General features: G+C 47.1%; 20 protein-coding genes and 2 tRNA genes. 21 read left to right on the top strand and 1 reads right to left on the bottom strand.

Going from position 1 to position 22,052, the window contains the following annotated elements; all coding sequences use genetic code 11:
* The first annotated feature begins 85 nt into the window (after positions 1–85).
* The 14 genes from ypfJ to ASG34_RS02360 all read left to right on the top strand — a co-directional run bounded on the left by ypfJ (position 86) and on the right by ASG34_RS02360 (position 11,903).
* Entirely contained in the window at positions 86–931 is an 846-nt protein-coding gene (ypfJ, locus tag ASG34_RS02425; protein ID WP_055826080.1) for a KPN_02809 family neutral zinc metallopeptidase, read from the top strand.
* A gap of 29 nt (positions 932–960) precedes the next feature.
* Positions 961–1,578: an NUDIX domain-containing protein gene (locus ASG34_RS02420; protein WP_055826078.1), complete on the top strand. Its 618-nt coding sequence runs from the start codon at positions 961–963 to the stop codon at positions 1,576–1,578.
* Between the two features lie 11 nt (positions 1,579–1,589).
* Positions 1,590–2,420, top strand: a complete 831-nt coding sequence (locus ASG34_RS02415) for an NAD-dependent epimerase/dehydratase family protein (protein WP_055826076.1) — start codon at positions 1,590–1,592, stop codon at positions 2,418–2,420.
* A gap of 40 nt (positions 2,421–2,460) precedes the next feature.
* On the top strand, positions 2,461–3,645 hold the full coding sequence (locus tag ASG34_RS02410) for a lytic murein transglycosylase (RefSeq protein WP_055826075.1): 1,185 nt from the start codon (positions 2,461–2,463) through the stop codon (positions 3,643–3,645).
* 252 nt (positions 3,646–3,897) lie between these two features.
* Positions 3,898–3,974, top strand: a tRNA-Val gene (locus ASG34_RS02405).
* Positions 3,975–4,183: 209 nt separating this feature from the next.
* Positions 4,184–6,106 (top strand): threonine--tRNA ligase, encoded by a 1,923-nt coding sequence (gene thrS / locus ASG34_RS02400; RefSeq protein WP_055826073.1) that lies wholly within the window; start codon positions 4,184–4,186, stop codon positions 6,104–6,106.
* 41 nt (positions 6,107–6,147) lie between these two features.
* Positions 6,148–6,732 (top strand): translation initiation factor IF-3, encoded by a 585-nt coding sequence (gene infC, locus ASG34_RS02395; protein WP_082504774.1) that lies wholly within the window; start codon positions 6,148–6,150, stop codon positions 6,730–6,732.
* A gap of 101 nt (positions 6,733–6,833) precedes the next feature.
* Positions 6,834–7,031, top strand: a complete 198-nt coding sequence (gene rpmI / locus ASG34_RS02390) for a 50S ribosomal protein L35 (protein ID WP_019881750.1) — start codon at positions 6,834–6,836, stop codon at positions 7,029–7,031.
* Between the two features lie 10 nt (positions 7,032–7,041).
* A complete protein-coding gene (gene rplT, locus ASG34_RS02385; RefSeq protein WP_055826068.1) occupies positions 7,042–7,401 on the top strand; it encodes a 50S ribosomal protein L20 in 360 nt (119 codons plus the stop codon).
* A gap of 82 nt (positions 7,402–7,483) precedes the next feature.
* Positions 7,484–8,485, top strand: coding sequence for a phenylalanine--tRNA ligase subunit alpha (gene pheS / locus ASG34_RS02380; RefSeq protein WP_055826066.1), 1,002 nt, complete (start codon positions 7,484–7,486; stop codon positions 8,483–8,485).
* 45 nt (positions 8,486–8,530) lie between these two features.
* A complete protein-coding gene (gene pheT / locus ASG34_RS02375) occupies positions 8,531–10,879 on the top strand; it encodes a phenylalanine--tRNA ligase subunit beta (RefSeq protein WP_055826065.1) in 2,349 nt (782 codons plus the stop codon).
* 90 nt (positions 10,880–10,969) lie between these two features.
* The gene (locus ASG34_RS02370; protein WP_055826063.1) at positions 10,970–11,284 is read left to right on the top strand and encodes an integration host factor subunit alpha; all 315 of its coding nucleotides are present in this window, start codon (positions 10,970–10,972) and stop codon (positions 11,282–11,284) included.
* A gap of 14 nt (positions 11,285–11,298) precedes the next feature.
* Entirely contained in the window at positions 11,299–11,721 is a 423-nt protein-coding gene (locus ASG34_RS02365; protein WP_055826061.1) for a MerR family transcriptional regulator, read from the top strand.
* A gap of 105 nt (positions 11,722–11,826) precedes the next feature.
* Positions 11,827–11,903, top strand: a tRNA-Pro gene (locus ASG34_RS02360).
* A 147-nt stretch (positions 11,904–12,050) separates the two neighbouring features.
* Here ASG34_RS02360 and ASG34_RS02355 read toward each other — a convergent pair.
* The gene (locus ASG34_RS02355) at positions 12,051–12,461 is read right to left on the bottom strand and encodes a hypothetical protein (RefSeq protein ID WP_055826059.1); all 411 of its coding nucleotides are present in this window, start codon (positions 12,459–12,461) and stop codon (positions 12,051–12,053) included.
* A gap of 311 nt (positions 12,462–12,772) precedes the next feature.
* Between ASG34_RS02355 and ASG34_RS13930 the strand changes: the two genes are divergently transcribed.
* The 7 genes from ASG34_RS13930 to ASG34_RS02325 all read left to right on the top strand — a co-directional run bounded on the left by ASG34_RS13930 (position 12,773) and on the right by ASG34_RS02325 (position 21,932).
* Positions 12,773–13,210, top strand: a complete 438-nt coding sequence (locus ASG34_RS13930) for a hypothetical protein (RefSeq protein ID WP_156376448.1) — start codon at positions 12,773–12,775, stop codon at positions 13,208–13,210.
* A 158-nt stretch (positions 13,211–13,368) separates the two neighbouring features.
* Positions 13,369–15,765 carry a catalase gene (locus ASG34_RS02350; protein ID WP_055826057.1) on the top strand — a complete coding sequence of 799 codons (2,397 nt, stop codon included), beginning with the start codon at positions 13,369–13,371 and terminating at the stop codon, positions 15,763–15,765.
* Positions 15,766–16,181: 416 nt separating this feature from the next.
* Complete coding sequence (locus tag ASG34_RS02345; protein ID WP_055826055.1) at positions 16,182–17,435, top strand: glycosyltransferase family 1 protein; 1,254 nt, start codon at positions 16,182–16,184, stop codon at positions 17,433–17,435.
* The gene (gene glf, locus ASG34_RS02340; RefSeq protein WP_055826052.1) at positions 17,435–18,586 is read left to right on the top strand and encodes a UDP-galactopyranose mutase; all 1,152 of its coding nucleotides are present in this window, start codon (positions 17,435–17,437) and stop codon (positions 18,584–18,586) included. Before ASG34_RS02345 ends, glf begins: the two co-directional genes overlap by 1 nt.
* A gap of 1 nt (position 18,587) precedes the next feature.
* Positions 18,588–19,718, top strand: a complete 1,131-nt coding sequence (locus ASG34_RS02335) for a beta-glucosidase (protein ID WP_235559635.1) — start codon at positions 18,588–18,590, stop codon at positions 19,716–19,718.
* 586 nt (positions 19,719–20,304) lie between these two features.
* A complete protein-coding gene (locus tag ASG34_RS02330) occupies positions 20,305–20,907 on the top strand; it encodes a PEP-CTERM sorting domain-containing protein (RefSeq protein WP_156376447.1) in 603 nt (200 codons plus the stop codon).
* A 275-nt stretch (positions 20,908–21,182) separates the two neighbouring features.
* Positions 21,183–21,932 (top strand): Crp/Fnr family transcriptional regulator, encoded by a 750-nt coding sequence (locus ASG34_RS02325; protein ID WP_055826050.1) that lies wholly within the window; start codon positions 21,183–21,185, stop codon positions 21,930–21,932.
* Positions 21,933–22,052: the final 120 nt, after the last annotated feature.

The following is a 22,052-nucleotide window of genomic DNA, read 5'->3' as shown; positions in this document are numbered from 1 at the left end:
TTTTATCAGTGCTGCATGCTAAAGTAATCACATTCACGCAACATTTTTCATAATCCAACAATTTTCAACCAGGCTTGGTGACCATATGCGTTTAGATGATCTTGAAGAAAGCCAGCATGTAGAAGATAGCCGCGGCAGCGGCATGATCGGTGGCCGCAGCATAGGCATAGGCACGATTGCTATTGCGCTGGTGGCGATGTATTTTGGTGTCGACCCAAACCTGGTATTGAATCTGGCGCAACAGGGCCAGCCTGCCACGCAAACTTCGGTGCCAGCAGCCGATAACAATGATCCTAACGTCAAGTTTGTCTCCCGCGTGTTGTGGAGTACCGAGCAAGTCTGGCAATCATTATTCTCCAACGCCGGGCAGCAATACAGTGCACCTAACCTTGAAATATTTGGTGGCGCGACACAAACGGCTTGTGGACAAGGCCAGGCGGCGATGGGGCCGTTTTATTGCCCGGCAGACCAGAAAGTCTATATTGACCTGAGTTTTTATAAAGAACTGCAAGAGCGTTTCAAAGCGCCCGGTGACTTTGCCCAGGCGTATGTGATTGCACATGAAGTCGGCCACCACGTACAGAATTTATTGGGTACCTCGCAAAAAGTACAGCAGGCCCGGCAACAGGCAGGTTCAGAGGCTGAGGCGAATGCGTATTCGGTTAAGCTGGAATTGCAGGCAGATTGCTATGCCGGCGTATGGGCCCATCATGCGGATGAGAAATTCCGTATCCTGGAAACTGGCGATATTGAAGAAGCTTTGCGCGCAGCGACTGCGATTGGCGATGACACCCTGCAAAAGCAGGCGCGCGGTTATGCAGTGCCCGACAGTTTCACTCATGGCAGTGCCGAACAGCGTGTGCAATGGTTTAAAGCGGGCCTGCAATCAGGGAGTGTCAATGATTGCAATACATTTAAAAATGCAGTGTAAACATAGTAAGTGGTATGGATGTTTAAGGTATGACTGAACAAAGTAATTCTTCTCAGGCTGTGTCTGCAAGTGATCAATCAGTCGATCAGCACTTAATTGAAACTACCGTTTCCAGCGAGATCATGGCGCAAGGCAAGATGTTGACCGTGCGTTACGACGAAGCGCGCTTACCTAATGGCACCATTAGCGGACGCGAGTATGTGATGCATCCGGGTGCTGTGGTGGTGGTCGCGTTGACGCAAGACGGTGGCGTGGTGCTTGAAAGACAGTTCCGCTATCCGCTCAAGCAGGTATTTATAGAATTGCCCGCCGGTAAAATTGACCAGGGCGAACCGGTATTGCGAACCGGGCAGCGTGAGTTGCTGGAAGAAACCGGCTACAGCGGCAACGAATGGGTGAAGCTAGGTGTTCAGCATCCTTGTATTGGCTATTCGAATGAGGTGATTCATATTTACCTGGCGACTGGCCTGACGCTGGGAGCACATGCCAGGGATATTGACGAAGCGATGGATGTGTTTGTCTGGCCGTTTGCGCGCGTGATGCAAGCAATTGAAAGCGGCGAAATCACTGACAGTAAAACGATGGGTGCGATGTTGCTGGCAGAGCGATACTTGCTCAAACATCCGGTGTCAGGATTAAGTCTTTAAGAAAGTAGTTGATGAGAGTATTACAAATAGGCTGTGGTGGCTTGGGCACATTAGTTGCGCAAGAAACGCTTGCACACGGACATGAGCTGATTATCGTCAGGCGTTCCAGGCAGGCTGTGCCGCAAGGTGCGCAAGTATTGCATCTGGATGTGGTAAAAGGAGACGCTTTAGCGCCGATTGCCGAGTTGCAGCCTGAAATTCTGCTGTATTGCCTGGCCCCAGTGGAAGGCCAGACTTACCAGCAAACCTATGTGCAAGGCTTGAAAAATGTGCTGGCGCATGTCTCCAAGTCTGCACTACGCCATGTCTTTTTTATCTCCAGTACCGGCATTTACGGCGAACATCAAGGCGAATTTGTGGATGATAGTACTGCCGTTGTGCCTGCAGATGCTGATGGACAGGTAATGCTAGACGCTGAGCGATTGCTGTATGAGTTGCCATGCGCGCATTCTGCGTTACGCGTGTCAGGCATTTATGGCCCGCAACGTTTGTATTTATTGCGTGCAGTGCAGGATCAAGCGCGCTGGCCAAAAGTGGCCCATTGGACCAACCGTATTCATGAACTCGATGTAGCTAGGGCTGTAGTGCACTTGTATGAACAGGTGGCGAACGGCATGGTTTTGCCGGCACATTGCATTGTGACAGATGGTGTACCGGCGCTACAGCACGAAGTGTTGCAGTGGATGGCTGGCAAAATGCAATTGCCATTGCCGGACACGCCTCCTTTAGAGCCCCAAACCGGCAAGCGCATCACTAACCAGTTTTTGCCACAAAGTGGCTTTAAATTAAAGTTTGCCGATTACCGTGCAGGCTACGAAGCCATACTGGCAGCCAGACAGTAATGGCCAACTTCTATCACTCATGTAGGGAAAATCACACGCTATGTTGAAGGTATTATGCATTGCAGCGCTGCTGCTCAATAGTGTGATGGCGAATGCAGAAGATGAAGAAGCGTTTCAATCCTGGGTCTCGGCGTTACGTCAGGAAGCGCTGGCTTTACACATTGCGCCACAAGCCGTGGATTTCACGCTCAATAATGTAACCTATCTGCCAAAGCTAATTGATTTGGATCGCAAGCAGCCAGAGTTTGTGACCAGTTTTTCAGCCTATGTGAATCGCCGCATCAACCAGCGTGTAGTCATCAAAGGCAAGCAAATGCTGCAAGATTACCAGGGTGTTTTGTATGTGGTGGAAGAGCTGTATCAGGTGCCCAAGGAGGTACTGGTCGCTTTTTGGGGGCTGGAAACCAACTTTGGCGGCTATATGGGCGATATCCCCCTGGCATCCGCCCTTGCAACTTTATCTTATGAAGGCCGCCGGGCAGAGTTTTTCAAGCGTGAACTGCTTAACCTGATGCGCGTGGTTGAGCGTGAGCATCACTACGATAGTGTCGTCACAGGCTCTTGGGCAGGCGCCACCGGACATATGCAATTCATGCCAAGCACTTTGCTTAAGTACGGGGTTGATGCCGATGCCGACGGCAAAATTGATATCTGGAATTCATACCCGGATATATTCAGCTCAGCGGCCAATTATCTTTCCCAGGCCGGTTGGCAGGCCGGAAAACCCATCAGTATGATGGTGGCATTGCCTCAAGGGTTTGATTACAGCCTGGCACAGTTGCAGCTGTATAAACCGGTCAGTGAATGGGTAAAACTGGGGGTGATTGGCGTGCCGGATAATGCGATGAGCCTGCCGCAAGCAGCGATTATCCTGCCACAAGGCTTTGATGGACCTGCCTACATGATATTCCCGAATTTTGATGTGATCATGCAATGGAATCGCTCGGTGAATTATGCACTCAGTGTGAGTCTGTTAAGCCAGCAGTTACGGCAGGATATGTACACCCTGGCAATGCCCCCTGAACCGCCGGCCCTTAGTTACCAACAAATGTGGGCATTACAGGAAGCACTGAACGCGCAGGGGTTTGATAGCGGCACTCCGGATGGCTTTCCTGGTGGCAAAACGCAAGCCGCGATTCGTCGCTACCAGGCAACCCAGAAGCTGCCACAGGATGGTTACCCGGGTGTTGAGATATTTAACCGGCTGACTGCGCCACCCCCTTAAAGAGTGATCGATAGTTTGTGAACTGATGTTGACGCAAAAGATGTTGTGAAGTCAGCGCAAAATCAACCGGCAATGAAGGAATAACATTGCTCAGGCACCTATTTAAGCCATTAATTGATATTTGTGTAGCCAGTGCCGGCTTATTGCAATGAGTTTTGTAGCCCATTAATTAAAATGCATGCCATTGCCTAGCTGAATGCTTTCGGATAGAATGCGCAACCTTATTGATTCGCAGCATGTCTGTGAGTTTATAGTCGCGTAGCTCAGCTGGTTAGAGCACCACCTTGACATGGTGGGGGTCGATGGTTCGAGTCCATTCGCGACTACCAGATATTAAAAGCCACCTCAAGCGAGGTGGCTTTTTTATTTTCGCATTTTCGACGCTGATCAGCCAAGCTTAATGACGGTTGACTGCTTCAACTTTGGTGAGCAGTTCCGTTGCAGACTTTTCACGCGCTGTGCGATAATGTTCGTTTGGTCACAAAGCAGTGCCATGCGCTTGTTTTATTAGTGATTTTAACCTTTCGAGAGAGAATACATGCCTGTAATACGCTTGCCTGATGGGTCCACCAGAAGCTTTGAGAATTCGGTGACCGTGGCTGATGTTGCGATGAATATTGGTGCTGGGCTGGCGAAAGCCGCTTTGGCAGGCAAAGTCACGCATCCAGGGCAAGAGGCTAAACTGGTAGATACCAGTTACCTGATCGAGCAGGACGTAGATCTCGCAATTATCACTGACAAAAATGAAGAGGGCCTGGAGGTGATCCGTCATTCCACCGCTCACTTATTGGCTTATGCCGTCAAAGAATTATTTCCTGATGCGCAGGTCACCATAGGTCCTGTGATTGAAAACGGCTTTTACTATGACTTTAGCTATAAGCGCCCGTTTACACCGGACGATTTGGTAGCGATTGAAAAGAAAATGGTTGAGCTGGCTAAAAAGGACGAAAAAGTCGAGCGCACGGTATTGCCTCGCGATGAAGCGGTCGCTTATTTCAAAAGCATTAACGAACATTACAAAGCAGAAATCATTGCCAGCATCCCCAGTAATGAGGATGTGTCTTTGTATGGTGAAGGTAACTTTACCGATTTGTGTCGCGGTCCTCACGTGCCGAACACCGGCAAATTAAAAGCATTTAAATTGATGAAGCTGGCTGGCGCTTACTGGCGTGGCGATAGTAACAACGAGATGTTGCAGCGTGTCTATGGCACAGCCTGGCGCAATAAAGAAGAGCTAGAAGCTTATCTGCATATGCTGGAAGAAGCTGAAAAACGCGACCATCGCAAGCTGGGCAAGCAGCTTGATTTCTACCATATGCAGGAAGATGCGCCTGGTATGGTGTTCTGGCATCCACGTGGCTGGGTGATTTGGCAAGAAGTCGAGCAGTATATGCGCGCCAAATTCAAAGAATATGATTACCAGGAAGTGCGCACGCCGACAGTATTGGATAAGACCCTATGGGAAAAATCCGGCCACTGGCAAAATTACCGTGACAATATGTTTATCACCCAGTCGGAAAGCCGCGATTATGCAGTGAAACCGATGAACTGTCCTGGGCATATTCAGATTTTCAACAGCAGCCTGCATAGCTATCGTGATTTGCCTTTGCGTCTGGCTGAATTTGGTTCCTGTCATCGTAACGAACCTTCCGGTTCCTTGCATGGCTTGATGCGCGTGCGCGGCTTTACCCAAGATGATGCCCATATTTTCTGTATGGAATCGCAAGTCGAGGCTGAAGTGGCCGACTTTATCAAGATGCTGTATGAAGTCTATAAAGACTTTGGTTTTGATGACGTGATTGTCAAGCTGTCTACCCGTCCTGAAAAACGCGTGGGTACTGAAGAAGCGTGGGATATGGCTGAAACCGCATTGGCAAATGCGATTAAAGCTAATGGGCTTGAGTTTGAATATCAGCCCGGCGAAGGTGCATTTTATGGCCCTAAAATCGAGTTCACACTTAAAGATTCATTAGGCAGGATGTGGCAATGCGGCACAATCCAGCTTGACCCGAACCTGCCGGAACGCCTGGGTGCGGAATATGTGGCAGAAGATAATTCCCGTCAGCGCCCGATTATGTTGCATCGCGCGATTGTCGGTTCCATGGAGCGTTTCCTGGGTATTTTGATTGAGAACTTTGCTGGTGCCATGCCCACATGGTTGGCTCCGGTGCAGGTCATGGTATTGAATATTTCTGATGGTCAAGCTGATTACGTGCGCCAAGTGGTTGAAAGTTTGAAGAAAAATGGCATTCGATGCGATTTTGACTTGAGAAATGAGAAGATTACCTATAAAATACGCGAACATAGTTTGCAGAAGTTGCCATACCTGATTGTGGTAGGCGACAAGGAAATGCAAAATGGTCAAGTGGCCGTACGTACCAGAAAAGGTGAAGATCTGGGTGTGATGACGGTAGACGCGTTTGTAGCGCGTGTGCAACAAGACATCCAAAGCAAGGTCTGATTTTCTCAGGTGCTGTGCGGCTTTGTTTATTTGTTTAGGGGATTGTTATAGCTCAAGATAAAGATACACGCATCAATGGCGATATTACTGCGCCACAAGTGCGTTTAGTTGGTGTAGATGGCGAACCGTTAGGTGTGATGACTCTGAGAGAGGCCTTTGCCAAAGCGGAAGAAGCTGATATTGATATTGTTGAAATTGCACCAAATGCAGCACCACCAGTGTGCCGTTTGATGGATTATGGTAAATTCAAATACGCCGAGAGCAAACGTCTGCATGAGCAAAAACTAAAACAAAAACAGGTGCAAATTAAAGAGGTCAAGTTCAGGCCCGGCACCGATGATGGCGATTACAACATCAAGCTGCGTAATATCATCCGCTTTTTGGGTGATGGTGATAAAGCGAAGATTACTTTACGCTTCCGTGGTCGTGAGATTACGCACCAGGAATTTGGTTTGGCGTTGTTAAAACGCCTTGAAGCAGATTTAACAGAACATGCATTGGTTGAGCAATATCCTAAAATGGAAGGCCGACAAATGGTCATGGTACTGGCACCGGCTAAAAAAGTCGTTCCGGTTGCCAAAAAAGCAGATAAACCTGCTGATAAAGAAACATCAGGCGTTGAATAATTTTCACGTCAGCAAGCTTAAGCAATAAAAAAGTTTTTTTGGAGTAATACGGCTAAATTGGCTGCCTAGTTACTCTCTATTCAACCTCTAAGGAGACCAAAATGCCAAAGATGAAAACAAAGAGCAGCGCCAAAAAGCGCTTCAAGTTCTTGGGTAACGGTAAAGTGAAGCGTACGCACTCCCACTTGCGCCACATCCTGACCAAGAAAACCACCAAGCAAAAACGTAAGCTGCGCGGTACTTCCATTATTTCTGCAACTGATGTCAAACGCGTTCGCGCAATGATGCCAACACAATAAGGAGACCGACATGCCTAGAGTAAAACGTGGCGTCATAGCCCGCGCAAGACACAAGAAAGTTTTAAAAGCAGCTAAAGGTTACCGTGGTCGTCGTAAGAACGTTTACCGCGTTGCCAAACAGGCGGTGATGAAAGCCGGTCAATATGCATACCGTGACCGTCGTCAGAAAAAACGTCAATTCCGTACATTATGGATTGCACGTATCAACGCTGCAGCCCGTGAGGCTGGTTTGACATACAGCCGCTTCATGAATGGCTTGAAAAAAGCTGCGGTTGAAGTTGACCGTAAAGTATTGGCTGACCTGGCTGTGTTTGATAAAGCTGCTTTCGCTAAATTCGTAGAATTGGCAAAAACAGGTTTAAGCGCCTAGTCTGACCTAACGAAAAAAGAGGCTGCGGCCTCTTTTTTTATTTCAATTGCTGCAACAAAAATAATCGCAAGAAAACATAATTATGGCCGATCTCACCCCCTTAATCGCAGAAGCGCAGCAAGACTTTGCTAACTGTCATGATGTGACAGCCCTGGAAAACGCCAAAGCCAAATATCTGGGTAAGTCTGGCGCATTGACCGAAGCCCTCAAAGGCTTGGGTAAACTTTCTGCGGAAGAACGTCCGGCAGCTGGAGCCGCGATTAATGTGGTTAAACAATCGGTTGAGCAGGCACTCAATGCACGCCGCGACAGCATTCTGGCTGCAGAGCAAGCCAAACAGCTGGCGAGTGAGAGCATTGATGTAACCTTACCGGCAAGAGCGCAGGCTGCAGGTGGTTTGCACCCCGTTACGCTGACGTTACGCCGGGTAGAAGAACTATTTCATTCTATCGGTTTCAGCGTTGCCAACGGCCCTGAAATTGAAACTGATTTTTATAATTTCACCGCCCTGAATATTCCTGATAATCATCCTGCGCGTGCCATGCACGATACGTTTTACGTAGATAACGGCACTGACAGTATGGAGCACGTGTTGCGTACGCATACCTCACCAGTGCAAGTGCATTACATGGAAACCAACACGCCGCCGCTGAAGATTATTGCACCTGGTCGCGTGTATCGTGTCGATTCCGATGCCACCCATTCACCTATGTTCCACCAGGTGGAAGGTCTGTGGGTAGATGAGCAGATCAGTTTTGCAAACCTCAAAGGCGTGGTACAGGATTTCCTGCAAAAATTCTTTGAGCGCGATGACCTCACAGTGCGTTTCCGTCCCTCATTCTTCCCGTTCACCGAGCCATCTGCCGAAATGGATATGAGCTGGAATGGCGGCTGGCTGGAAATCGGTGGTTGCGGCATGGTGCACCCGGAAGTACTCAAGCACGTGAATATCGATAGTGAAAAATACCGTGGCTTCGCGTTTGGCCTGGGCGTAGAGCGCCTGGCAATGTTGCGCTACGGTGTAAATGATTTGCGTCATTTCTTTAATAATGACCTTCGCTTTTTGCAGCAGTTTATTAAATAAACGCTCGTCACTTTTAAACCTTATCAGATAGGTATAAATAAGAATATGCAGTTTTCAGAACAATGGTTACGTTCAATGGTCAACCCAGCGCTGGATACTGCGCAACTTGGTCATGCATTGACGATGGCGGGCCTGGAAGTCGAAGATTTAACCGCGGTTGCGCCTGCTTTTCAGCGCATAGTGGTGGCAGAAATCCTTGAAACGGCCAAGCATCCGGGTGCTGACCGCTTGCAGGTCTGTAAAGTCAATGTCGGTGGGGAAGTGCTGCAAATTGTGTGCGGCGCATCTAATGCACGTGCCGGCCTGAAAGCACCTTGTGCATTAGTCGGTGCAGAATTACCTGGTATCAGTATTAAACAAGCTAAAGTGCGCGGTATCGAGTCATTCGGCATGATGTGTTCAGCCAAGGAGCTGGGCATTGCTGCCGAAGCCAGCGGCCTGCTCGAACTGCCTGCCGATGCGCCAGTCGGGCAGGATATCCGTGAATATCTTGACCTCAATGATCATACTTACACATTGAAATTAACGCCTAACCGTGCTGACTGCCTCAGCATTCTCGGCATCGCACGAGATGTCGTAGCCATGACAGGCGCGCCGATTCAAGTGCCTGCCATCCAGGCTGCTGTCGTCAACAGTAACCAAAGCAAGGCTGTTAATGTCACCGCCAGCGAAGCCTGCCCAGCGTATTACGGCAGAGTGGTTGAAGGTGTGAATGCACAGGCTCCAACGCCGGACTGGATGATTCGCAGGCTGGAGCGTAGCGGTATCCGGAGTATCAGCGCCTTGGTTGATATCACCAATTACGTATTGCTTGAGCTGGGTCAGCCACTGCATGCGTTTGACCTGAATCTGCTGCAAGGCGATATCCAGGTTCGTTTTGCACGAGCGGGTGAAAAATTATCCCTACTTAATGATACTGAAGTAACCCTGAAAGCCGATGACCTCGTCATCGCAGATAGTAATGGTGCAGTGGCACTGGCAGGGATTATGGGTGGCAAACCTACTTCAGTGACAGATAAGACACATTCCATATTCCTTGAAAGCGCCTTCTTTACGCCGGATACTTTGGCTGGCAAAGCTCGCCGTCTGGGCTTAAGCACAGACTCATCTTACCGTTTTGAGCGTGGCGTGGATTTCGGCAATACTTCGCAAGCGCTTGAACGCGCGACAGCACTGGTGCTGGAAATCTGTGGTGGCAGCGCTGGGCCTATCACTTCTGCGACTGCTCAACTGCCAGAGCGAAAACAGGTGTCTTTACGTTACGAGCGTTTGATTTCGGTGCTTGGCATTGAGATAAGCGCAGCGCAGGTCGGCCAATTGCTCACCCAGTTAGGCTTTGTGTTCAGCGAATCGAATGGGGTGTTCAAAGTGAGCGCGCCTAGTTTCCGCTTTGATATTGCGCGTGAAGAAGACCTGATTGAAGAAGTTGCCCGGTTACATGGTTACGAGCATATCCCGGCATTAACGCCAGTCGCGTCTCAAGGCATGCTGGCAGCGCCTGAAGCTAAGCGTAGTCACGACCGTTTGCGTGACGTGATGGTGCAACAAGGCTATCAGGAAGTTATCACCTATAGTTTTGTCGATGCCGCCTGGGAACGTGATTTATATGCTAACCACCAACCTATTGCCTTGAAAAATCCTATCGCCAGCAATCTGAGTGTGATGCGCTCTGGTTTGTGGGGCGGCTTGCTCGATACCTTGAGTTATAACCTCAACCGTCAGCAATCGCGTGCGATGTTGTTTGAGCTTGGCAGTCGCTATTTGCGCCAGGCTCAAGGCTATACGGAGACACTGGTGTTATCAGGGTTATGTTATGGCAATGTGTTGCCAGAACAATGGGGCAGTGCAGCGCGCCAGTTTGATTTTTACGATGCCAAAGCACATGTAGAAGCATTATTCGCGAACACAGTACGTTTCGTTTCCGAATTACATCCGGCACTGCATCCTGGTCAGTCAGCACGTATTTACATGGGTGATAAAGCCGTAGGCTGGCTGGGAAAATTGCATCCGCAATGGCAACAGCAATATCAACTTACCCAGGCTTGTTTCCTGTTTGAGATAGATGTGGCTGCCATCCAGACCAAACAAGTTCCAGTGTACCAAGAGGTAAGTAAATTCTTGCCGGTGCGTCGCGATTTAGCCATGGTGGTTGATCAAAATATCTCTGCGCAAGCAATGATAGAAGCCATAATTGCAGAGCAAATTCCGCAGTTGCAAACGGTCAAATTGTTTGATGTTTATCAGGGTAAAGGCGTGCCAGAAAACAAAAAAAGCCTTGCATTTCTTGTACTTATGCAAGATACTGCCAAGACTATGGTCGATGAGGAAGTGGACACAATCTTGTCACAAATCCTAAAAAATTGGTCATCGAATTTTTCTGCAGTACTAAGATAATTATTCGGATATTCCTCGGTGAGTCGAGGAATATCAGTTAATTCAATACTAGCGTAATCTCACATAATAAGAAGGTTCAGGGGATCGTTAATGACACTCACAAAAGCTGACTTGGCTGATTTGTTGTTTGAACAAGTCGGACTAAATAAGCGTGAAGCCAAAGATATGGTCGAAGCGTTTTTTGAAGAAGTTCGTAATGCACTGGAAAATGGAGACAGCGTAAAACTCTCCGGTTTCGGTAATTTTGAGTTGCGCACTAAATCAGAACGTCCTGGCCGTAACCCGAAAACAGGCGAAGAAATACCAATTTCGGCACGTCGCGTGGTGACTTTCCATGCCAGTCAAAAATTAAAATTGCGAGTAGAAGAGCACTACGCAGAACAACCTTTGCAAGCACAAGCTTAATTTAGTATTTACACATGGTCGAAACGCAAAAAATCACGCTACCGCCTATCCCCGCCAAACGCTACTTTACCATTGGTGAAGTCAGCGAATTGTGCGGTGTAAAGCCACACGTATTGCGTTACTGGGAACAAGAATTCACCCAGCTCAAACCTGTTAAACGTCGCGGTAACCGTCGCTACTACCAGCATCATGAAGTTTTGCTTATCCGCAAGATTCGTGAACTGCTTTACGAGCAAGGCTTTACTATCAGTGGTGCCCGCAATCGGTTAGATGGCGTGGATGAAAAAGCAGAAAAGGCCGGACGCTTAGCAACAGAATCTTCAAACCAGAATGCAACAGCAATCTCAGCTGAAGCTTCAAAATTGCCGACTGTAGATATTTTGGCTTTAAAAGAGCAGTTACAGCAGGTAATAAACCTGCTCAAAGTCGCTGCCTGACTAGCTTCCAGACACACAAAACCGCATATTCTGCTTAGCGAATATGCGGTTTTGTTTTATAATTCAGCGTTCTTTTCAGGCGGGTTCCCGCTAGAACTCAAATGTCGGGGCGTAGCGCAGCCTGGTAGCGCACTTGCATGGGGTGCAAGGGGTCGAGTGTTCGAATCACTCCGTCCCGACCAATCGAAACTTATTAAATTAAGTGTTCCATTTTATTTAAAACGGCTCTAAATCCCAAATCAAATGCGGGTGAAAACTTGTCGTTCGTCCGAGTATGTAAGGTTGGATAATCAGAATTCCTCGCCCAGATTAAAAGCAAATAACCGCTTCTAGTATTTACGTGTTCGCTGTTCTAAGTATTTATCACCAGCTATTTGATTTGCTTTATACATTTCATCAAGCTTTTTATTCAAAGCATCACACTTATCTTTCCATTGTTCAGAGTCTTCCAAGCCGTCATTAAGGTGTGACATTAAATAATCATACCTTTCATTTTTCTGCTTTTGCGTTAAGCCTTGCTCATCCATGGAGGCATTGATTGCTTTCATGCGTTTTATCCGGATGTTTGATTTGGCAGAATATTTAGCACATATACCCTCTTGATTCGCTTCAACTTTTTTTATTTCAGCTTTAGAAAACGGCATTGCCTTTTCGTAAGTATTTGTTGTGGTGATAGATTGCTGTTGTGCGCATGATGTTATTCCTAAAGCAACCAGAGAAATCAATACTCTTATCATCATAGACCTCGTTCTTTACTTGCTTAATTGTAATGACGATTTGTTTGGGATGGTGACATTTAATAGATGGGGGTATTTGGGTGTAGATATATCAGTGTATTGTTTGACTCAGGAGAATCGGTGATTATCTAAATTTTAGATCTTCGAGATATTCACTTGATCGTTCAAAGTTAGAGATTCTAGCTATATGCAGTCTGAAGTGAGTCATTTTTGGCTGTATTCATGATGTAAACTGAATGATCTTCAATACGTTCACACTTTAAGCTCAACCAATTAATTCAATTATGAAAACGCTTATATTGGCATTAACTTTAATGACTTGCGTACTTGCAGCCCATGCAGAAAAAAACGCCTGGTTCTATAAGTCGTCCAGGCTCCTGTTATCCAAAGAATTGAATACTTGCCATGACTTTAGGAATGCAGGAAATATTCCACGCTTTAACGAATGTGTGACTTCTAAGTTAAATGCTTATGATTCAATCAAGCTTAAGATGGATGACCCGTCAGTAAGCCCGTTGATAGGCGAGTCGGTGTGTGTGGACAAGATTAGATCGGGTTTTGAGAATGGCGCGCGTTGCATGGTGGCTGCCATTGATATCTGTAAGCAAGACAGTAGTGGCAATATTCCAAATGCATTTACCTGTTTACGTGCTTTCTCATCGCCAAACTGGCAAGCTAATCCTTCCGCAATGAAGCTGGATTTCACCACGCCTGTCAGGAAAGAAGATGAGATCAAGGGCTATATTCAGTAATTATTAGGTCAAGGAAAACAAACCCGCATTACGCGGGTTTTTTTATGTGAGCAAAAAGAAACGATCTTCCTACATCAAAATAAGGAGGCACTTATAACCGCATTCCATTTAACTTTCGATAATCCATGCTCCTTATCAATTAAATTGGAATAAATATCATGGCTAAAGCACCGAAGACTCAAATTGGATTAGGTTCCGTTTTATCAACTGTATCTGGACCTTCTACCCATGAGCCGCCGGACTCAGCTTTGGATAATTCAGTGCCTACCAAATTAGTAGATAAATTTGTAGGGTCGGATGAGCTTTCCACGTCTTTTCCCCACAATGCCACAAAATCCTCTGAATACGGTGAAGCTTCACGTTGTCCTTTCTCAGGTACGATTTCAGAGGCGCCAGACGCAATAGTCGGCGCCAGCACCGTCAGTGAATTGAATACCAATGAAAAGACTGGTGAAGGTCCGCCAGATGGTGAGAATCTGCAAAAAGGCGATTTGGATCGTGTTCGTTCTGATTCGGCTGGCCAGACACTCACAACCAACCAAGGCGTTGCTGTTGGTGATAATCAAAGCTCTCTTAAAATTGGACTGCGTGGTCCGACCGCGATGGAAGATTTTATCCTCCGTGAGAAGCTTACACATTTTGACCATGAGCGTATCCCGGAGCGCGTAGTGCATGCGCGTGGTTCTGCAGCACACGGTTATTTTGAGAATTACCAGCCTTTATCCAAATATACCAAAGCTACGCCTTTTAATGAGGCGGGCAAACAAACACCGGTTTTTGTCAGATTCTCTACAGTGGCTGGTGAGCGCGGTTCAAGTGATACAGCCAGGGACGTACGCGGGTTTGCCGTTAAGTTTTATACTGACTCAGGCAACTGGGATCTGGTGGGGAATAATATTCCGGTGTTCTTTATTCAGGATGCGATGAAATTTCCTGATCTGGTCCACGCGGTGAAACCTGAGCCGCACCATGCCATGCCGCAAGCTTCTTCTGCACATGACACTTATTGGGATTTTGTTTCCCTGATGCCTGAATCAACCCATATGCTGCTTTGGCAAATGTCGGATAGGGCTATTCCCCGTAGCTATCGCACGATGCAAGGCTTTGGCGTACACACCTTCCGTTTAATTAACGAAAATAATGAATCGGTATTCTGCAAGTTCCATTGGACGCCAGTGGCAGGTACCCATTCGTTAGCCTGGGATGAAGCAGTGAAGATCAGTGGCGCCGATCCAGACTTTCATCGCCGTGATTTGTGGGAAGCGATTGAAGCGGGTGCTTATCCTGAGTGGGAACTTGGCCTGCAAATATTCACTGAAGCAGAAGCCGATAAATTTGACTTTGATGTGCTGGATGCGACCAAACTGATTCCGGTTGAGTTGGTGCCGCTGGTTGCAGTTGGAAAATTAGTGCTGAACCGTAATCCGGATAATTTTTTCGCAGAAACCGAACAGGTTGCTTTCTGTACTGCACATATTATTCCAGGTATAGATTTCACTAATGACCCATTGTTACAGGGCCGCATTCATTCTTATCTGGATACGCAAATTTCCAGACTAGGCGGTGTCAATTTCCATGAAATCCCTATTAATGCGCCGCTAGAAGAAATTCATAACAATCAGCGCGACGGCATGCATAGACAGAATATTCCACGCGGCCGTGTGGCTTATGAACCCAACTCCTTAGGCGGTGGTTGCCCATTCCAGGCAGGTATGCAGGGATTCACCAGCTTTCCGGAACCTGTCGCGGAGGATAAGGTGCGCGGCAAGCCGGAAAAATTTGCTGACCATTACTCTCAAGCAACGCTTTTCTGGATTAGCCAGTCGGAAATTGAAAAGCAGCACATTATCAATGCCTTCAGGTTCGAACTCACCCGCATACAGGTGCCTGCCATACGCGAACGGGTCGTATCCCTGTTAGTGAATGTGGATGAGACATTGGCTCAGGAAGTGGCTGATGGCTTGGGCATTGATTTGCCTGCTGCCGCGCCTTTGGCCAGCGATATTTCGTTTCCCGTATTGGATGCCTCACCAGCTTTGTCAGAAACCTTCTATCCAGGTGATGGCACTATTAAAACCAAACGTGTAGCCATCCTGGCTGCGCATGGTGTGAATGGAGCCAACGTCAATGCCTTGTATGATGCCATCCTTGCCCAAGGCGGGGTACCACGTATATTGAGCACTAAACTAGGCAAGCTGGAAACCTCCGAAGGAAAGACTATTCATGTTGAAGCGACCTTGGAAACCATGCCTGGCGTGCTGTTTGATGGGATGGTAATCGCCGAGGGTGAGCAGTCGGTGGCCAATTTGGCACTCAATGCCCACACCTGTGAATTCCTGCAAAATCAATACCGTCATTGCAAACCTATCCTGGTTCCTAATACGGCAAGAAGCTTATTGCAAAAAGCAGGCATTGAGGAAGTTTTATCAGATGGTAACCCTGATCCAAGCCTGTTTATCGCGGATGATGACGCTTATGACAATATTGAAGCATTCATCACTGCACTGGGTAAACCGCGCGATCACTCTCGTGAAACAGACCCGCCGCTGGTCTAATCTGTTTTTAAACGCTTAAATACTCAAAAATCTTTAAAGTTTTTCTTAGTTAATTGCTTCAATCTGAAAATAGCCAGCCTGATGGGCTGGCTATATTTTTTGTGTATCACGTGTGAATTTTTTGAATATCAAAGGCTATCTTTTTAGCCATGATGGTTTGCAATAAAAGTAATTTAGGCAGGCTTCACATCTAAAAACAGATCATAATTTCCTGCTCTTCACTGTACGCTAACCCGCTTAATACTTCATGTTGTTGTTATTTCTGTGAAATAAAAGAGCCTGTTTAACTGCACCCGTCTTAATCCTTAATATCCTCCTACATGAGAATAATTCAAAGGCCGATTTTGTTTGGTCTGCCAAACCCTTAAGCTACAAAGGAGTTAAGCAAGGTCTAAAAATTTAATGAGGAGCAGTTGATGAGTCGGTCGCCTTTTGAAGTTAAAAATATCAAGCCGCATGCGGCACACAACAGTCAGGGACTACTCGCTTTGCCAGGTAATTCCAAACCTGCATTGTTATGTTTATCACATTTGCGCTGGGATTTTGTGTACCAGAGACCGCAGCATCTGATGAGCCGCTTCTCCAAGATGTTCCAGGTATTGTTTTTTGAAGAACCGATTGCCAGTGAAGGCGAAACTGCCTGGCTGGAAGTGAAAATGGCACATGAGGATGTTCGTGTACTTATCCCGCATATTCCTGCCCGAGAGATAGGTACGACTGGCGGCACGGATTTACTCAGGAGTTTACTCGATCGCTATCTGATGATTGCCGACGTTGATCCGATATTGTGGTATTACACGCCGATGAGCCTGTCGTTTACTGATCATATTAATGCGTCGCTGGTTGTTTACGATTGCATGGATGAACTTTCTGCTTTTCTTGGGGCACCACCTGAGTTGCTCGGTTATGAGAAGGCTTTATTCAAAAAAGCTGACATTGTGTTTACCGGTGGCTACAGCCTCTATGACACGAAACGCAAGCAACACCAGAATGTGCATCCGATTCCAAGTAGCGTTGATACCGTGCATTTTGGCAAGGCAAGACTCGTGAATGAACAGCCTGTCGATCAGGCCAATATAGCTGGACCAAAAATCGGTTTTTATGGCGTGATTGACGAGCGGATTGATGTTGCGCTCATTCGGGAGATTGCTACCGCGCGCCCGGATTGGCAGTTGGTAATGATAGGACCGATTGTGAAGATAAACCCGGAGACGCTGCCAAGACTGCCGAATATCCATTACCTGGGGCCAAAAACATATGATGAGTTGCCGGTATATTTAAGTGGTTGGAAGGTGGCATTAATGCCATTTGCCATTAATCAATCCACGCGGTTTATTAGCCCCACCAAAACACCGGAATATCTGGCAGGCGGACGGCCAGTGGTTTCCACCCCTATTCATGATGTTGTCCGCATGTATGGTGAAAGTGAGCTGGTGCTCATTGCCGCAGAAAGCCAGGCATTCATTGATTCCATCGAGATGGCGCTCGAAGCGATGGAAAATCCTGCTGTTATTTCTGCAAAAGCCGACAGCATTTTGCGTGGCATGTCATGGGATAAAACCTGGCAAAAAATGTATTTGCAGATGGAAGATAAGCTGCAGATCAGTCCAGCCAATGCTTTTCTCTCTAAAGTATCGCAAACAAGTCCGGTATTGTTAGGGAGCAGTTAATGGCTGAATTAGAGTTCGACTACTTGATTATAGGAGCCGGGTTTGCCGGTAGCGTGCTGGCGGAACGGTTGGCGTCTGATTCTAACAAAAGTGTGCTTCTGATTGATCGACGCCCGCATATTGGCGGCAATGCTTATGATTATTTCAATCATGATGGCATCCTGATTCATCAGTATGGCCCGCATATTTTTCATACCAACTCGCAACGTATCCTGGACTATTTATCGCGCTTTACTGAATGGCGCGCGTATGAGCATCGCGTGCTGGCAGATGTAGATGGCCAGTTGCTGCCCATCCCCATTAATTTAACAACACTGAACAAGTTGTATGGTTTGAACATGGATGCTGAACAGGCCGAGAAATTCCTGGCAGCGCGCGCCGAACCTGTGGCGGACATTAAAACTTCAGAAGATGTAGTCATCAACCAGATTGGCACAGAGTTATACGAAAAATTCTTTCGCGGTTACACTAAAAAACAATGGGGGCTTGATCCTTCTGAGTTGGATAAATCGGTGACTTCGCGTGTGCCTACACGAACGAATGATGATGACCGCTATTTCCAGGATGAATTCCAGCAAATGCCACTGCATGGCTATACCGCCATGTTTAAAAAGATGGTGGACCATCCCAATATTAAAACACTCTTAAATGTGGATTACCGCGTCGTCAAAAATACCATCAAGTATGGGCATTTGATTTTTACCGGGCCTATTGATGAATATTTTGATTATTGTTTTGGTAAGTTGCCATACCGCTCGCTTGAATTCCGGCATGTGACAGTTGATAAACCCCAATTCCAGTCCGTGGCTGTGGTGAATTACCCGGATGAACAGATCAAGCATACGCGTATCACGGAATATAAATACCTCACCGGGCAAGTGCATGACAAAACAGCATTGACTTATGAAGTTCCGCAGGCAGAGGGAGATCCTTACTATCCTATCCCGCGACCGCAAAATGCAGCTTTGTATAAAGAATATCAAGCGTTGGCAGAGGCAACCCCGGAAGTAACTTTTGTCGGGCGTCTGGCCACTTACAAGTATTACAACATGGACCAGGTGGTGGGTCAGGCATTGGCAACTTACCAGCGATTAGTAACGGTAGAGGCTGATTCGGCGCTTGTCATGGCTACTGCGCTTAAAGAGACCTAAGTTGCAACCTTCTGAAAGTTTCAACAGTTTTTTTATGGGCGGGTTTGAATGTTCGACACATCGTAGACGAGATGGGCGACGGCTGGACCTGATTGCTTCTACCAGGCATGACAGGTGGGCACTTGAAGATTACATGGCACTTAGTGCGCATGGGCTTAAAACCATACGTGATGGCCTGCGATGGCATTTGATTGAAACCCGGCCAGGTGAATATGATTGGTCAAGTTTTTTACCACTGGTGAAGGCTGCCCATCACGCTCAAGTTCAGGTTATCTGGGATCTGAGTCACTATGGCATCCCGGATGGATTGAACATCTGGCGTCCAGAATTTGTGAAACGGTTTTCGCGGTTTGCTTCTGAAGTGGCACGCGTGATTAAAAATGAAACAGATACTATCCCGCTATTTTGCCCAGTCAACGAAATGTCGTTTTGGGCCTGGGCCGGTGGAGAAGTCGCCTTTTTTAATCCTTTAGCGAAGGGACGCGCACTGGAGCTGAAACATCAACTCGTGCGTGCTACCATCGCTGCGATTGAGGCTATACGGGAGGTAGACCCTCGTGCACGTTTCATCACCGCTGAGCCGTTGATTAACGTATTACCCAGAATTGACCGACCAAGAGATAAAGGCCAGGCTGAAGCTTATCGACAAGCACAATTTGAAGCGTTAGATATGCTGATTGGTGAAGCATGGCCTGGCTTAGGCGGCGATCCTAAATATCTGGATATTGTCGGTCTGAATTATTACAGCAATAACCAGTGGTATATCGGAGGTGAAAAAGTGTCTCCCACGTCGCCGGCTTACCGGCCTTTGTACGACATGCTGGCTGAAGTATATTTGCGCTATGGACGGCGCATGCTGGTGGCGGAAACGGGTGCTGAAGGAGAAAACCGCGCAGCCTGGGCAAGCTATATTTTTAATGAAGTGGCTAAAGCGCAAATATCCGGAATTCCGATTGATGGCGTCTGTCTCTATCCTGTGGTGGATTATCCAGGTTGGGATGATAACCGGCATTGCCCGGCAGGGTTGTTAGGCTATGCTGATAATACCGGTCAAAGACCAGTGTATACGCCACTGGCAGACATTTTGCATGATTGGCAAATCAAGCCAGTCATTGCCACTATTATCAATTAACAACCTGGACTGGCTTCTCTCCTGTGTGCGGTTTCGCGCATTACAGGTTTGTAATCTTTCAATGCGTATCTAGCAAAAAAATCCCGCCGAAGCGGGATTTCCCTTTTCTTATGGAGGGGATAGCCATAGGGAAAGAGTTAAGTGGTACAAACTCATCACCTGTTAAACAAGCACAAGTTACGTTTCTAAAAGTCCTCTGCAATTGATTTATCTTCTGGCAACTGCAGCACATTTATAAGTCATATATTGAGATGTTATTGAATTAGTGTCTGTACGCTATCGAACACAGGGGCAGGCATAAGATCACTCAACATCACCCAAAATAAACCCTGTTTATCCAAGCTCAAGCGGCAATTTTATCCAGGTGGTCTTCATTGCTTTTGCACTGAATTAGGCAAAAAACAACCAACGCCAGAACTCTTTTTTGATAAGTGTTCTAGCGTACAGAACTCACGTTTGCAATCAGTAATGATGCATATCAGCGCAAGAGTTCACCTGATTTATTGCGCTATCCCTTCCCCTTAAGGAGCTCGACATGCATTTGAAAATGAAAATTTTAGTCCTTACCCTTGCTATGGCAGGTGTAATGAGTAGTGCCCATGCCACCGTACTCGTGTCGAATTCTTCGGCCACTAGCGTAGATATCGTAGCCAGCGGTTTTGGTGGCACTTTGATTGATAGTGCTATCACGGCCATCAGTAATATCAGTTACAACGGTACCGCCCGTTCTGCCGTATATCAAACCGCCACAGGTTTTGACTTTTACTATCAGTTCACCAATGAAGACAGCTCCCAGAATGGCGTTCACCGCTTTGCGGGATTTGATTTTAGTAGCCTGGGCGCGAGTGTGGTTGATGTGTATCAGACTGGAACTGGTTTCGGGATCTTCGCAAATGGCAGTGAGTTTTCTGATAACGCAGACCGCTCAAACGCCGGTGTCATCGGATTTAATTTCGTACCGGTGGTGACGGGCGATATTCAACCTGGGTCAACCAGTTACATCCAGATTATCCGTACCAATGCGACAAACTATCAATCAGGAAACTTTGTGATATCAAATGGGATCGGTTCAAATGCTGAAGGGTTTGCTTCAGCTGCTGCCGTACCGGAAGCTTCAACCGGCCTGATGGTTTTTTCAGGACTGGGGTTGATTGGCTTGATTGGTGCACGTCGCACCAGGAAAGGTTAGTAAGGAAATCACATTGGATTGAGACTTGATAATAAATAGAAAGCGCCATTCGCATGGCGCTTTTTTATACTTTTTTCCGTGTGGATTGCGCGTGAGTTAAACCAGAATGTTGCTTGGGATAGACTCGGTCAAAGTGTGAATCCCGCCATCACTATCTATGTAGTTAGCTTTGGGCAGGTTAACACTGTGCATCATGCAAGAATCCTAATGTACGCTATCGCACATAAGAGATAAGTAAGGTGTACTATCATGTAACTTTCAGCTAAAGGCGGAATATGGTTAGCAAGCCCACTCCACAACCACAACAAAACCACTTGTTGAAGGCGCTGCCAGAATCCGATTATCTCCGAATTGAACCCATGCTTGAGTATGTCGCAATGCCCTTGGGGCATACGCTGTACGAGTCTGGTGGTCAGCTCCAGCATGTGTATTTTCCCACTACTTCTATCGTGTCTTTATTGTATGTCCTGGAAAGCGGGGCATCCGCGGAAATTGCAGTCGTAGGTAATGAAGGGGTATTAGGGATTTCATTGTTTATGGGTGGTGAAACGACGCCCAGCCGTGCTGTGGTACAAAGTTCAGGCCATGGTTATAGAATGCGGGCCAGCCTGTTAAAACTGGAATTTAGCCGTGGAGGCGCGATGATGCATTTACTATTGCGCTACACACAGGCCTTAATTACTCAAATGACCCAAACTGCCGTATGTAACCGCCATCATTCGATTGAACAGCAATTGTGTCGTTGGTTATTACTGAGCCTGGACAGGTTATCTGCAAATGATCTTCATATGACACAGGAGTTAATGGCCAATATGCTGGGTGTACGACGTGAAGGGGTGACTGAGGCAGCGGGCAGGTTGCAACGTGCCGGCATGATAGAGTATTCACGTGGGCACATACGCGTACTGGACCGACCCAAGCTGGAAAAGGCAGTATGCGAGTGCTATCAGGTAGTTAAAACAGAATTTGATCGATTACTCCCGGATATGCAAAGAAATCATCATCAAAAAGCCGATACCATTTAGCTTGATTGAAGCTGCCATCTCCTTATATATTTGCTGCGCAACATATGCGCGCCAGTAATAGCCCGATACAAGCCTCATAACCTAAGCTAGGTAAGGTTTCATTAAGGCCATCTTTCTTTA

It is taken from the genome of Methylophilus sp. Leaf416, assembly GCF_001424665.1.
Taxonomy (GTDB): domain Bacteria; phylum Pseudomonadota; class Gammaproteobacteria; order Burkholderiales; family Methylophilaceae; genus Methylophilus.
Note: the sequence above shows the minus strand (reverse complement) of the source record. Positions and strands in the feature narration are given on the sequence as shown.

What these genes read in the sequence shown, in the direction of transcription:
- ASG34_RS13930 (WP_156376448.1), top strand. Translation starts at nt 12,773, where the DNA reads ATGACTTGCGTACTTGCAGCCCATGCAGAAAAAAACGCCTGGTTCTAT.
- thrS (WP_055826073.1), top strand. Translation starts at nt 4,184, where the DNA reads ATGCCTGTAATACGCTTGCCTGATGGGTCCACCAGAAGCTTTGAGAAT.
- ypfJ (WP_055826080.1), top strand. Translation starts at nt 86, where the DNA reads ATGCGTTTAGATGATCTTGAAGAAAGCCAGCATGTAGAAGATAGCCGC.
- ASG34_RS02355 (WP_055826059.1), bottom strand. Translation starts at nt 12,461, where the DNA reads ATGATGATAAGAGTATTGATTTCTCTGGTTGCTTTAGGAATAACATCA.
- ASG34_RS02410 (WP_055826075.1), top strand. Translation starts at nt 2,461, where the DNA reads ATGTTGAAGGTATTATGCATTGCAGCGCTGCTGCTCAATAGTGTGATG.
- pheS (WP_055826066.1), top strand. Translation starts at nt 7,484, where the DNA reads ATGGCCGATCTCACCCCCTTAATCGCAGAAGCGCAGCAAGACTTTGCT.
- rplT (WP_055826068.1), top strand. Translation starts at nt 7,042, where the DNA reads ATGCCTAGAGTAAAACGTGGCGTCATAGCCCGCGCAAGACACAAGAAA.
- ASG34_RS02330 (WP_156376447.1), top strand. Translation starts at nt 20,305, where the DNA reads ATGAGTAGTGCCCATGCCACCGTACTCGTGTCGAATTCTTCGGCCACT.
- rpmI (WP_019881750.1), top strand. Translation starts at nt 6,834, where the DNA reads ATGCCAAAGATGAAAACAAAGAGCAGCGCCAAAAAGCGCTTCAAGTTC.
- ASG34_RS02345 (WP_055826055.1), top strand. Translation starts at nt 16,182, where the DNA reads ATGAGTCGGTCGCCTTTTGAAGTTAAAAATATCAAGCCGCATGCGGCA.
- ASG34_RS02365 (WP_055826061.1), top strand. Translation starts at nt 11,299, where the DNA reads ATGGTCGAAACGCAAAAAATCACGCTACCGCCTATCCCCGCCAAACGC.
- ASG34_RS02325 (WP_055826050.1), top strand. Translation starts at nt 21,183, where the DNA reads ATGGTTAGCAAGCCCACTCCACAACCACAACAAAACCACTTGTTGAAG.
- ASG34_RS02350 (WP_055826057.1), top strand. Translation starts at nt 13,369, where the DNA reads ATGGCTAAAGCACCGAAGACTCAAATTGGATTAGGTTCCGTTTTATCA.
- pheT (WP_055826065.1), top strand. Translation starts at nt 8,531, where the DNA reads ATGCAGTTTTCAGAACAATGGTTACGTTCAATGGTCAACCCAGCGCTG.
- ASG34_RS02415 (WP_055826076.1), top strand. Translation starts at nt 1,590, where the DNA reads ATGAGAGTATTACAAATAGGCTGTGGTGGCTTGGGCACATTAGTTGCG.
- ASG34_RS02420 (WP_055826078.1), top strand. Translation starts at nt 961, where the DNA reads ATGACTGAACAAAGTAATTCTTCTCAGGCTGTGTCTGCAAGTGATCAA.
- glf (WP_055826052.1), top strand. Translation starts at nt 17,435, where the DNA reads ATGGCTGAATTAGAGTTCGACTACTTGATTATAGGAGCCGGGTTTGCC.
- ASG34_RS02370 (WP_055826063.1), top strand. Translation starts at nt 10,970, where the DNA reads ATGACACTCACAAAAGCTGACTTGGCTGATTTGTTGTTTGAACAAGTC.